General features: G+C 40.4%; 10 protein-coding genes. 5 read left to right on the top strand and 5 right to left on the bottom strand.

Annotated features, from left to right (window positions below):
* Positions 1–57: 57 nt before the first annotated feature.
* The 3 genes from ACIQZD_RS10775 to cobT all read left to right on the top strand — a co-directional run bounded on the left by ACIQZD_RS10775 (position 58) and on the right by cobT (position 2,740).
* Positions 58–765, top strand: coding sequence for a nitroreductase family protein (locus ACIQZD_RS10775; RefSeq protein WP_402901771.1), 708 nt, complete (start codon positions 58–60; stop codon positions 763–765).
* 250 nt (positions 766–1,015) lie between these two features.
* Positions 1,016–1,561, top strand: a complete 546-nt coding sequence (gene lepB, locus ACIQZD_RS10770) for a signal peptidase I (protein ID WP_402901769.1) — start codon at positions 1,016–1,018, stop codon at positions 1,559–1,561.
* Positions 1,562–1,693: 132 nt separating this feature from the next.
* Positions 1,694–2,740 (top strand): nicotinate-nucleotide--dimethylbenzimidazole phosphoribosyltransferase, encoded by a 1,047-nt coding sequence (gene cobT / locus ACIQZD_RS10765; RefSeq protein ID WP_402901766.1) that lies wholly within the window; start codon positions 1,694–1,696, stop codon positions 2,738–2,740.
* A gap of 88 nt (positions 2,741–2,828) precedes the next feature.
* On the opposite strand, the gene ACIQZD_RS10760 is transcribed toward cobT, so the two are convergent.
* Positions 2,829–4,232 carry a sigma-54 interaction domain-containing protein gene (locus tag ACIQZD_RS10760; protein WP_402901763.1) on the bottom strand — a complete coding sequence of 468 codons (1,404 nt, stop codon included), beginning with the start codon at positions 4,230–4,232 and terminating at the stop codon, positions 2,829–2,831.
* Positions 4,233–4,469: 237 nt separating this feature from the next.
* Between ACIQZD_RS10760 and ACIQZD_RS10755 the strand changes: the two genes are divergently transcribed.
* Positions 4,470–6,152: an alpha-keto acid decarboxylase family protein gene (locus ACIQZD_RS10755; RefSeq protein ID WP_402901760.1), complete on the top strand. Its 1,683-nt coding sequence runs from the start codon at positions 4,470–4,472 to the stop codon at positions 6,150–6,152.
* Between the two features lie 901 nt (positions 6,153–7,053).
* Entirely contained in the window at positions 7,054–7,257 is a 204-nt protein-coding gene (locus ACIQZD_RS10750) for a hypothetical protein (protein ID WP_402901757.1), read from the top strand.
* 680 nt (positions 7,258–7,937) lie between these two features.
* Here the strand turns inward: ACIQZD_RS10750 and ACIQZD_RS10745 are convergent.
* The 4 genes from ACIQZD_RS10745 to ACIQZD_RS10730 all read right to left on the bottom strand — a co-directional run bounded on the left by ACIQZD_RS10745 (position 7,938) and on the right by ACIQZD_RS10730 (position 12,082).
* Positions 7,938–9,110, bottom strand: a complete 1,173-nt coding sequence (locus ACIQZD_RS10745; RefSeq protein ID WP_402901754.1) for a C40 family peptidase — start codon at positions 9,108–9,110, stop codon at positions 7,938–7,940.
* A gap of 286 nt (positions 9,111–9,396) precedes the next feature.
* Positions 9,397–10,233 carry a TIGR03943 family putative permease subunit gene (locus ACIQZD_RS10740; RefSeq protein ID WP_402901751.1) on the bottom strand — a complete coding sequence of 279 codons (837 nt, stop codon included), beginning with the start codon at positions 10,231–10,233 and terminating at the stop codon, positions 9,397–9,399.
* A 14-nt stretch (positions 10,234–10,247) separates the two neighbouring features.
* Entirely contained in the window at positions 10,248–11,126 is an 879-nt protein-coding gene (locus ACIQZD_RS10735) for a permease (protein ID WP_402901748.1), read from the bottom strand.
* Positions 11,127–11,455: 329 nt separating this feature from the next.
* Entirely contained in the window at positions 11,456–12,082 is a 627-nt protein-coding gene (locus ACIQZD_RS10730; protein ID WP_402901745.1) for a DNA-3-methyladenine glycosylase, read from the bottom strand.
* Positions 12,083–12,175: the final 93 nt, after the last annotated feature.

Here is a 12,175-nt window from a genome sequence, read left to right as displayed (position 1 = left end):
CAGTATACGTTATATACTGTTCCTGTATTAATTACAGTTAAATGGAGGTCATTATAAATGACAAAAAATATAATGAGTAAAGAAGAGTACCTAAATAAATCGAAAGAATTGAATATACCGGTTGAAAAGCCCAAAGTCCTTAGTGATACGGACTTCATTACGGTAGCAAAAGAACGGAGATCTGTTCGCCAGTACGATGCTGAATACGTGATGACTGAAGAAGAAATTCGTGAAATCCTGGATATTGCGATTCAAGCACCATCTTCTTCCAACTTGCAGCCATGGAGATTCCTTGTGATTCAAGATAAGCAAACCCAGCAAGAATTGCTTCCCATCGGAAATAACCAACAACAAATCGTCGATGCATCTGCTGTCATTGCCGTTTTAGCTGATATAGAAGGTTACAAAAATGCAGAGCGGATTTATGGTGAATTAGTCAATAAAGGGATCATGAAGAATGAAATCAAAGAGCCATATGTAGCCTCTATTCTGCATAATTACGGTAACTTTTCTGCTGAAAAGGCTTTAAGTGTAGCCATGATTGACGGTGGCTTGGTTTCCATGCAAATCATGTTGGCTGCAAAAGCAAAAGGATACGATACAGTCCCAATGGGAGGGTTTGATGAAGCCAAATTTGTCGATGCATTCAATGTACCGGAAAACTTCAAGCCTGTCATGTTAATTTCCATTGGAAAAGGAACTAAAGCAGGGTTTGAAAAAGTCCGTTTGCCACTCGATACTATATTGACTTGGAATAAATACTGAGGAAAAAACGTAGTAAAAGGATAGCTAAAATTCGCTATCCTTTTTTTCATGGTTTGAGATTGGCATTGAAAATGATTTAATCTCGCAAGCGATAAATGGATATGTTACAATTTTTCCAGATATTTCTTTGGAATGTCTCCTCAAAAGTCCCCGACCGCAAAAGGATTTTAAGGGGATAAATAGAGCTAAAGAATTGCGCTGCAAGCCAATAATTGGTTCAGCAGTTCACAATGGATGGGAGGGAGTCCTTATGAAGAATATGAAAAGTGAAGTGTTTTCGTGGTTGAAAGCCATCTTATTCGCTTTAATGATCGTGTTCATTTGCCAACAGTTTTTATTTACGCCAGTCACAGTAAAAGGTGAATCAATGGAGCCGACTTATGAGAATGATGATCGGATCGTGGTAGCTAAAATCGGAAAGCCGGAGCGCTTCGATATGGTCGTATTTTATGCTCCGGATGCGGAAGAGAATTATATAAAAAGGGTGATCGGTTTACCAGGTGACAGTGTTGAAATGAAAGATGATGTCTTATATATCAATGGGAAAAAGTATACGGAACCATATTTGAAAACAAAAAAAGGGGAAATTCCGCCTGAAGAAAATCTGACGGAGAATTTCAGCCTGAGTGATTTACTTGGGAAATCCAAGGTACCTGCGGGTCATTTATTTGTCATGGGGGATAATCGGAGGAACAGTTGGGATGGAAGAAGATTTGGTTTTATTTCTGAAGAATCACTTGTGGGCAAAGTGAAATTTCGTATCTACCCACTAAATGAAATAGGAGTGCCGAAGTGAATGGATAACAGTGAGTACAAGTGAAAGCTTAGAGGATAATTATGTGGACTAAGTTGTATTTATAGCAGATGATGGATAAGAACCTTTTCCTGTGGTTAAGGTTTTTCATTTTGGATTTTTGGGGGTATTAATATGACGAATGGGTTAGCTGCCATCTCCATCCCGATGCTGGATGAAGAAATGGGACGGCAGGTTAAAGGACATGTCGATTCGCTGACGGTTCCTCAGGGAAGCTTGGGCCGGCTTGAAGAATGGATAATCGAACTGGCCAAGATGACAGGGGAGGCATTTCCGGACATTTCGAAACCGGGGGTTATCGTGTTTGCGGCCGACCATGGAATTACGGAAGAAGGGGTTTCGGCTTATCCAAAAAAAGTGACGGAACAAATGGCTCTCAACTTCCTGAATGACGGTGCCGCCATCAATGTATTAAGCCGGGCGATAGACGCTTACTTGGACATTGTCGATATAGGGATCGATGCAGATATCGAGGCACCGGGGTTAACTTCGAGAAAAGTCCGCAATGGAACTAGAAACTTTTATAAGGAAGAGGCGATGACAAAGGAAGAAGTAATTCAAGCGCTTGAAATTGGATATGACCGTGCACAAAAAATGATTGCCCGTGGTGTGAACTGCCTGATTCTTGGTGAAATGGGAATCGGAAATACGACATCCAGTACCGCCATCATCTCCATCGTAAGCGGGAAAAGCGTTGAATCACTAGTGGGGCAGGGAACAGGATTGAAGTCAGAAGGCATTTTACATAAGCGAAGAATAATTGAAGAAGCGATTTCATTAAGAAATCCTAATCCGGATGATCCAATCAATATTTTGATGAATATCGGTGGATTCGAAATTGCAGGTATGGCAGGGGCCATGCTTGCTGCAGCGAATAACCGTATACCGATTCTTGTTGATGGTTTCATTACAACCACGGCTGCTGTATTGGCAAACCTGATTTCCGGACGTGCAGCCGATTATATGTTTGTTGGACATCGATCTGCAGAACCTGGTCATAGAACGGCCATAGAACTGCTTGGCAAGGAGCCGATCCTCGATCTGGGAATGAGAATCGGGGAAGGAACAGGGGCAGCCCTATCATACCCCATCCTTAAGGCAGCAACATTGGTCATTAAAGAAATGGCAACATTTGAATCTGCAGGCGTGTCAAATAAGTAAGAAAAAGGAGACCTTCGATACGCTGGTCTCCTTTTTATACAGGTTAAAAAAGGAGGATACTATAGTGAAACATTCTTTCATCCCACTGTTACTTAATGGGCAGGTGATCTTTGTATTTCTTCATTTTCCTGACGACGGAAGGCTGGCTGATACCTAAGAATTTAGCCATTTCATATGTGGACTTGCATTGTTTACTCGCTTTCATCATCATCCATTTTTCGACTTGTTCGAGGGCGGTATTGAGATCACTATCATCAACCATCATATTGTCGATCATTAGGGTATCATCTATTTTCTCCAAAGATTCTTGTCCATGGAAATGGGAGGGGAGAAAGCCAGGGAAAATGATGGAGTCTTCCGAGGTCAAAATGAGCCGTTCAATCAGGTTTTCCAATTCACGCACGTTTCCTGACCATTTATGCTGAATCAGTATTTCGTAAGTGGAAGGGTGCAACTTCTTATCTGTCTTGTATTTCTTGTTGATAATTTCGAGATTATGATTGATTAAGATGGCAATGTCTTCTTTTCTTTCGCGTAATGGCGGTATTTGGATCGGAATCACATTTAAGCGGTAATACAAATCTAGCCTGAATGTTCCCTTTTCCACCATTTCCTCAAGGTTTTGATTGGTTGCCGTCACAAGCCGAAAATCTATCTTATGCTCTTTTTTTCCGCCCACTCTTTTAAAGGTCTTCTCTTGCAGGACATTTAATAATTTCACTTGCATATCCAGGGGAAGCTCCCCGATTTCATCCAGAAATAAGGTTCCGTTATCAGCTTGTTCCACCAGCCCTTGCTTCCCCTGCTTCTGCGCACCGGTAAAGGATCCCGCTTCGTAACCAAACATTTCGGATTCAAAGAGACTTTCTGGGATGGTACTGCAGTTGACTTCGATGAATGGCTCCTTGCTGCGGTAACTCTGATTATGCAGCCGGCGGGCGAAGACGCTCTTTCCCACACCGGATTCCCCAAGAAGCATGACTGTGGCATCCGTTTTGGAAACACGGTGTATCGTTTTCGCGATTTGCCGCATTTCCTTGCTGCGATAGATCAGCTCCTCCTGTTCCCTAAGCTCCTCGACCTCCGATTGGTATTCCTGAATCTTTTTCTCCAATTGACCGTACTGATCCTGGAGGTTCCTGATTTCAGTTTGATCTTGGGCATAGCTGACGACACGAATCAATTCACCATTATCATCAAAGATGGGATAAGCAGTCGACATGACGATTTTTCCCGTCTTCGTTTGCTGCATGATCTGGACAGGTGTTTTCTCTTTCAATACCATGGCGGAAATCGAAGGTGAAAGGATTCCTTCCGTTTCGAGCTGGTAAACGGATTTCCCAAGATAGTGTTCTGGTTCGATTCCATATATCCACCAATGGTTAGGATTCGTGAATAAAATGAATCCTTTTTCATCGGTCACGGTAATATTGTTATTGGATGTGTTGATGATGCATTCCAAAACTCTTTTGACATTGTTATCACTCATCATTATCCCCCTTATCCACTTTTACGGTGATTCAAATATAAATCAAAAATAGTGTTGAATCAAGAATTTTCAGATATTTTGATTTGGAATTGAATCATTTATGAAAGCATGCCTGCGATAATCTCAATCACTTCATACATCAAAGCTAAAACTAGAGTAATAGAGTAGCGGACTACCTTACTTACGGTTAACCTACTTATGTTTGGGTATAAATAAAGTAAAGAGTAATCGATTGAAGGAGTGATTGAATTGGCTGAAAACAGAACCTTGGGACAATATTTATACGACTGCTTAAAAGCAGAAGGCATTACAGAGATTTTTGGTGTGCCCGGAGACTATAATTTTTCATTGCTAGATACTTTGGAAGATTATGATGGGATTGAGTTTATTAATGGACGAAATGAACTCAATGCTGGATACGCAGCGGACGCCTATGCCCGGGTGAAGGGCATGTCGGCACTGATCACCACCTTTGGTGTCGGTGAAATGAGCGCATGTAATGCAATCGCTGGCGCGTACAGTGAAAATGTGCCGCTCATCCATATTGTCGGCTCGCCAAAGTCCATGATGCAACAGAAGAAGGAGCTTGCCCATCATACGTTAATGGATGGAGATTTTGATGTTTTCCGTAAGGTTTATGAGCATATCACCAGTTATACGGCGATCCTTACACCAGAAAACGCGGCTAGGGAGATACCGGCTGCAATCAGAATCGCGAAAGAAAAGAAAAAGCCCGTTTATTTGGTAGTGGCTATCGATCTCGTTGAAAAACCGTTGATTTCCCACAGTGAGGTTTCTGAAAATGTGGCCAAAACAAATGTCGATGCTTTGCAGTCAGCAGTTAAGCATATAAAAGGCATGTTAGAACATGTAAATAAAGCCGTTCTGCTTGTCGACGTAAAAACACTTCGTTATAACTTGCAGAAACCCGTACTGCAGCTCGCTGAGAGTTTAAATGTTCCGGTTGCTTCGTTAATGCAGGGAAAAAGCGGGTTTGATGAAAGCCATCCCCAGTATATTGGTGTATACGGCGGAGCTTTCGGAAGTAAGGAAGTAACTCAGACTGTTGAAGAAGCGGATTTCATCATAGCTGTTGGTGCTGTTTGGTCAGACGTCAATACTTCCAAAGGTACAGCAAAGCTTGACCCGTTGAAAATGGTGGAAATTCAACCTGACACATTAAAAGTGGGAGCAGCCAGTTATATGAATGTCAGGGCGGAGGAAATTCTAAGTGAGCTCCAGGACATTGGCTACCGGCAGAACGAATCTATCGGAAACATCTCGTTTCCGTATGACACAATGGTGGAAGACCCGTCAGCACCTCTGGAAGCGGCTTCCTATTATCCTCGAATTCAGCAAATGTTGAAGGAAAATGACATTGTGGTCACGGAAACAGGAACATTCTCTTATGGCATGTCACAGGTCAGATTGCCGAAAGGGGCGACCTATATTGCACAGGGAGGCTGGCAAAGCATCGGTTATGCGACCCCCGCAGCTTTCGGAGCTTGTATAGCGGATAGAAACCGGCGTGTTCTTTTGTTTACCGGGGACGGCTCGATACAGCTGACAGCACAGGAAATAAGCTCGATGCTGGAGAACGGCTGTAAGCCCATCGTGTTCATCCTCAACAATAACGGCTATACGATAGAAAAATTCTTAAATGTAAAAGTCGATATAGAAAAACAGAAATACAACGAGATACCAGAGTGGAATTATACAAAACTGGCTGAAGCGTTTGGTCAAGAGGCATTCACAGCACGAGTCGAGACGAATGGTGAACTGGATGATGCCATTACAAATGCTCAGGACATGAACGCCGATAAACTTTGCCTTATAGAATTGGTCGTGAAAGATCAAATGGATGCACCGGATTATTTGAAAAAAATAAGGCAGTATCTTGAAAAGCAAGAGAAACTAAAGTAATTCCATGTTCGAGATGCACTCACCCCTGATTAAAACACTAGAATATACTTTATGTTTTGTTTATGAAACCTCACTAAATTGAAGAATTAAGCGACACTCCTGCCGAATAACTGGCTAGCCGAGACCCCACAGGCGCTTGCTTTGAGGTGGCTTGGCAGACAGTCGGTGGAAAGGAAGCGGATTTCTGAACTCAAGCTGGAACGTTTTTTTAGTAAAAACTGTAGGCGAACTTGCTCTTCATCGAGTGTGGCGACAAAATGGGGTTCGGGGTTTGAATAATGAGGTGAAAGTTGAAAAAAATTCGTGAACGGTCGAATAAAGTGCATCAACGGTCGAATGCTGTCCGGGATAGGTTGAATACAGTGCGTGAACGACCGAATACAGTGAGGCTTAGGTCGATAAACTCAAGACAGTGCAGCTGTTCGAATACTATGGCCCGGCCTTGATGGTTTTTACTGTAATCGTTACTAGATTGAAGAATTAAGCGACACTCCTGCCGAATAACTGGCTAGCCGAGACCCCACAGGCGCTTGCGCCGAGGAGGCTTGGCAGACAGTCGGCGGAAAGGGAGCGGATTTCTGAACTCAAGCTGGAACGTTTTTGGTAAAAACTGTAGGCGAACTTGCTCTTCTTATTAGTATACAGTCTGAAAGGTCTTCTGCGATGAAGGCCTTTTTTTATTGGTAATGTAAATACTGCACGGCCCGATCAAGGACAAGAATGGCAAGTTCCAGAATGACAATACCAGTATTGGTACCTGTCATTTCAAAATTGAAACCAAGAATTTTTAAACTAATAGTATTATGAAAATGTCACTAAGTAGTAGGGAAAATAATTTTCCTAAGTAGAGAAAACCATTTTTTTTACGGTTAGCAATTTCTGTGAATGCGGGGGCGCAAAAATGCGTAAAAATGTATCATTAGCGCGGTTAATAGAGTCGAATAAAGAAAATATCAACAATAATCAGCTGTTCACAGATCGAATAGAAGAAAAAGTCCATAAAAAGCAAATGGAAATGCAGGAAAGACATTTAACAAAACAGGCAGGTGAAGAGAATGTTATTAAGAAGAGCCTGGTTATTACAACAAACGGTGGTCTATCATAGAAAAAAGAAGGATGAAATAGCCCAACGAAAGGAATTATCCAGCTTGGAAGGAGTCCGTATCAATAAACAACTTAATTATGCGATTATGGAGATGCAAAGGTTAATGCGCCAGGTATGAGGAAAGAGCGGATAAAAAGGGTTAGCTTAAATTTGTAAGTGAAGAATTTTAATGGTTTAACTAAAACTACCTATTCAGATTAATAAAATGAAAAAAGAGGTCATGATAATGAGTAAGTATTGGTCTTATAAAATACTTTTAACTGGTGTGTTTATCATTGCTACGATTATCTTTTATAAATTTGGGTTTACTAGTGAAGGTTTAGTTTATTTTGTATGTCTTGCAATACTTTTAAGTGTGTTAAGTATTTTTAATCGTAAAATCAATTATAAAAAAAGACTTAATACTTTAACGAATTAAATATAAATACATTTCATTTCCAATTATAAATAACAAACCACATTTGGATTATCCAGCTTGGAAGGAGTCCGTATCAGTAAACACCTTAATTAAGCGATTAGATATGCATAGGTTAATGCGAGAGTTAGGATGGATTCAAAAAGAAGGGTTATAATCCATATCACACCAGTTGGCGGCTATTTGACATTATGATACACAAAAAAGCGTGTTTGATCTTTTTATCAACACGCTTTTTGCTCTTTATCAATTACTGCCATCACATTTAGTTAAGTACTCGGACTGCCTTCACAAAGCTAGGTCCCCAGTAAGAATTGTTAATGTTAGCGTAGGATACACCTTTAGATGTAGAAGCATTCAGCATTTGACCGTTACCGGCATAAATTCCCACATGGTTGATTACTCCATCATTATTGGTATCAAAAAATACTAAATCCCCTTTTTGAAGGGCTTTTGAAGATACAGCTGTACCAACGTGTGATTGTGCCACTGAATTTCGAGGCAAGGAAACACCTGCACTTTTGAATGCCCTTAATGTGAATGAAGAGCAATCAAATACGTCAGTGCGCGAAGTGCTCGCACCGTAAACATACTTGGCTCCCATGTATTTAGCGCCAGCTGCCAGAACTTGATCCGCTTTGGTCGATTTGGACGGTTTATTAATCGAAGATGCCGAGGCTTTCCCTGAAACACGGATGGTTTGGCCTATACGAATACGATCTGAATTAGAAATATTAGGGTTCATTTTAAGTAAGGCACTAAGGGAAAGGTTATATCTTTTAGCGATGGTTGATAAGGAATCCCCTAATTTAACCACATAAACGTCTGTTGTATTTTTATTATTATTATTATTATCCGAAGTGCTGGTAAGGGTATTAACCTTCAAGACCTGACCGGGAAAAATACGGCTACCAGTCAAATGGTTTTTAGTCTTTAATTGTTGGACAGTCATATTGTTGACTCTGGCAATTTTGTCCAGGGTGTCCCCGGATTTGACTGTATATGTAGCATTTGTTTTAGCCGTAGAGCTGGATGCAGGAGCTTGTCCGGAAACACGGATGGATTGGCCAATATAAATGCGATCCGAATTAGAAATGTCAGTGTTTAATTTAAGCAGGGCACTAAGTGAAAGGTTGTATCTTTTAGCAATTTTAGATAAAGTATCCCCCAGTTTAACCACATATTTTTCGGTTTTATCTATATTTTTAGTCTGGGTTTTAATGGTGTTAACCTTCAGGACTTGGCCGGGAAAAATAAGGTTACTAGTCAAATGGTTTTGAGATTTTAATTGTTGGACAGTTGTATTATTAGATTTAGAGATTTTATCAAGGGTGTCCCCTGATTTAACTTGATAAGAACCAGCATAAGCAGAAGTGCCGGCGATAAGGGTACCTATAATGGTTCCTGCAAGAATGAAAGAGTTTTTCGAATTGTTCATTTAGGAAAGTTCCTCCTGATGTGGTAAAAAAATATGTAGCATTTATATTATAAAGGTAAGGCATATAAAAAACATGACCCATTTAAATAAAATTCAACTTTTTCGTCATTTTTCAGGTTATTTTGCAGATCTGTCACATTGTGTGGATTCAAGTGGAAGGGCAGTATCCTTAATATCGCATAAAGAGATAACTAGGCTAAAAGAGATTTCATAAATGGAAGTTTTGAGGTAAATAAAAAGAAAGGTAAGAATAATATAATATCCTTACCTTTCCATGATTAATTTTTTAATATTGTCTATAAACATAGGGATCGTCTGGTTCTGCGATTTTACTATGTGATGATACTTTGAGCAGGGGAATGGTTTTCTTGAATGGCTGATAATAAATGGATTCCAATTCACCTGTCACGGAATACCACTCATCATTTTTTGGATGCATACCTTCAGGAAATTCGATTAGCATACCGAATACCCCAGAGTCTGCGACACAGTGAATGACACCAAAACGAAACAGGAATACCTGGTTTTTGGCTAGCTCATCTGAATTGTACGAAAACCCGGTTAACGTAATTTGTTTGCCAGTGAACTTTCCGGGAGCGTAATAGATGGCTTCTAAGTCGTTTAGATAGTTTTCATCGGTTAAATGAAGACTATCACGTTCAACTAAGTCTTTGAGCGAGTGATCCATTAAAGTTAAATAGTCATCCTTGCCATAATAAAGACTCGTATCCGGCTGCAGAAATTGATGCTGGCTATAATCATCTGAGTCATCATACACCGGGAAATGAAATCCTTTTTTTTCTACGATATTCGAGTCCATAGTGGCAACAGGCAAAAAGAGACCGGTTAAAATGGGAATGGAGTATAAGAAGTAAGTAAGGTTCTTTTTCCATTTCTTGTTTTTTTGGGAGTGATCATGTCCGCACTGACAATCAACACATTCTTCTTGATTATCTTCTTTAAAATATAAGTAGGATCCCATTAACGTAAAAATAGCCAATATATAGATGGCAATCTGTGAAACATAAGAATATTCCATATTGATGTATTTCGATATATTCCCTGAGGCGTGTAAATGCATGAATAAAAAAGTAAGTCCAAGTAATATGAATAATCTTCCCATATAAAACACCCTCTTTAAGAAATAAACAATAAAGTCAGGCCTAAGACGGAAATGAATATATAGGCCATTAAACATAAAACGAATTTTGTTTTGAAGGTACCTAAAAGCATGATCGTATTTTTAATATCAAACATGGCCCCAAATACAAGAAAAGCAACTAGTGAAGAGGGCGAGAAGGTACTTCTAAAAGAACTCGCAACAAAGGCGTCCGCTTGGGAACACAAGGACATGACATAGGACAAAGCCATCATGACTGCATTCCCGGATAGTTTTCCTTGCCCTATTTCAAGCAATAGGGATGTTTTTAAAAAGGTTTGAATGGCAGCTGCCAGCAGTGCACCAATGATTAAGTATTTTCCAACAGAAAAGAACTCTTCAATCGAGTGTTTAAACATACCTATTATTTTTCCTTTAAATGTAAGTTTATGGTGATGGATATGTTCGATTTGTTCGTGTTTAAGCTGATTTGTCTTGAATTGAAAAGACAGGATGCATGCAATGATCAGAACGACCGCGAATGCAATTCCGCCACGATAGAAAACCATGCTCCAGCTATTGCCAAACGCGATATAAGTGGAAAACAGGACGATCGGATTGAGAATCGGTGCAGAAAGCATAAAGGCGATGGCCGCTGAAAGAGGAACCCCTTTAGCAATCAAACGGCGGGTAATCGGGACGATCCCGCACTCGCAAGCAAGAAAAAAGACCCCTGCACCTATTGCCGATAGAACAGATAAGATCGGATTTTTCGGTATAATCTTTGCAATCATCTCTTCTGATACAAACATTTGGATGATTCCAGATATAAGGACTCCCAGTAAAATGAAGGGAAGGGATTCAATAAGGATACTAATAAAAATCGTATTCATTTGTAAAAGTGCCTGAACGTTCATCTTAAACCACCTTCCATATTGCTGACTTAACTATAGTAGGTTTGTAATGGAAGGAAGTCAAATTAATATTACTGGGGTAATAGGCTGGAAGTTTAATAGGGAGGGGGGAAGGAAAATAGACTGTGGAATATTGAGGGGATTTTAATAATTAGTTTGGCAGAAATCAAGTATTATCTCAACGTAACCTTCGTTCCTTTTGGGCTAGTGTCTGATGCTTCATTCACGACTTTTTGAGATTTCGGGATGCTTATGGACATTGTAAAATCCCCTCAAAGTTGTGTAACATCCACAATATATACACTGTTCACTTAGAGGGGATAAAATCATGGTTAATTTTTCGGTACAGCTTTATTAATTAGTTTTTTACGCGATACAAACGGGTTGTCGGTAACCCAGAAGCGCCAAGGGTAATCTTTTGCTACCCCAGAGTTGTCGATTCCGACGCGGGGGCCGCTGGATATGTGTTCAGGCTGTTTTCCGGCAGCTAGATACAACGGGGGATCCGTAAAAGATCGACCATAATCATCCATGGTGATGCCCAGTGCCTTTGTTAGCTTCCCTGGTCCATCGGTCCATTTACGAATATCGGCAATTCCTCGTCTTTCATGCATTAACTCAAGCCCTGAATAGGGTTCAACCGCCCGGATTAAAATGGCTTCCGGATTTTCAGGCCCTCCGCTTACGACATTGACCAGTGTATGTGTGTGCATGACGTATGTATAGATCAAACCGGAATTTCCGAACATCACTTCCGTTCGTTTTGTCCTTCTATTTCCAAAACTATGTGCGGCCCTGTCACCAGGTCCAATATAGGCCTCTGTTTCAACAATGAATCCAGAAGCGGTTCCATCCGCTGTTTCTTTTACAATCAGGCAGCCAAGAAGGGATTTTGCCAGTTCAAGAGTGGGCTGCTGATAAAAATCCGCAGGTAAAATTGAATCGTTTATCTTGTTCATGATATCACTCCATTTAGTCTCATACAGGTAAAATTCCCTTATCAATGAAAAAGAAACATGAAGGGATTAAAAAGGCCGGCTGATTATATCAGC

Source organism: Peribacillus sp. NPDC096447, assembly GCF_044762725.1.
Classification (GTDB): Bacteria; Bacillota; Bacilli; order Bacillales; family DSM-1321; genus Peribacillus.
This window is presented reverse-complemented; position numbering and strand designations above follow the sequence as displayed.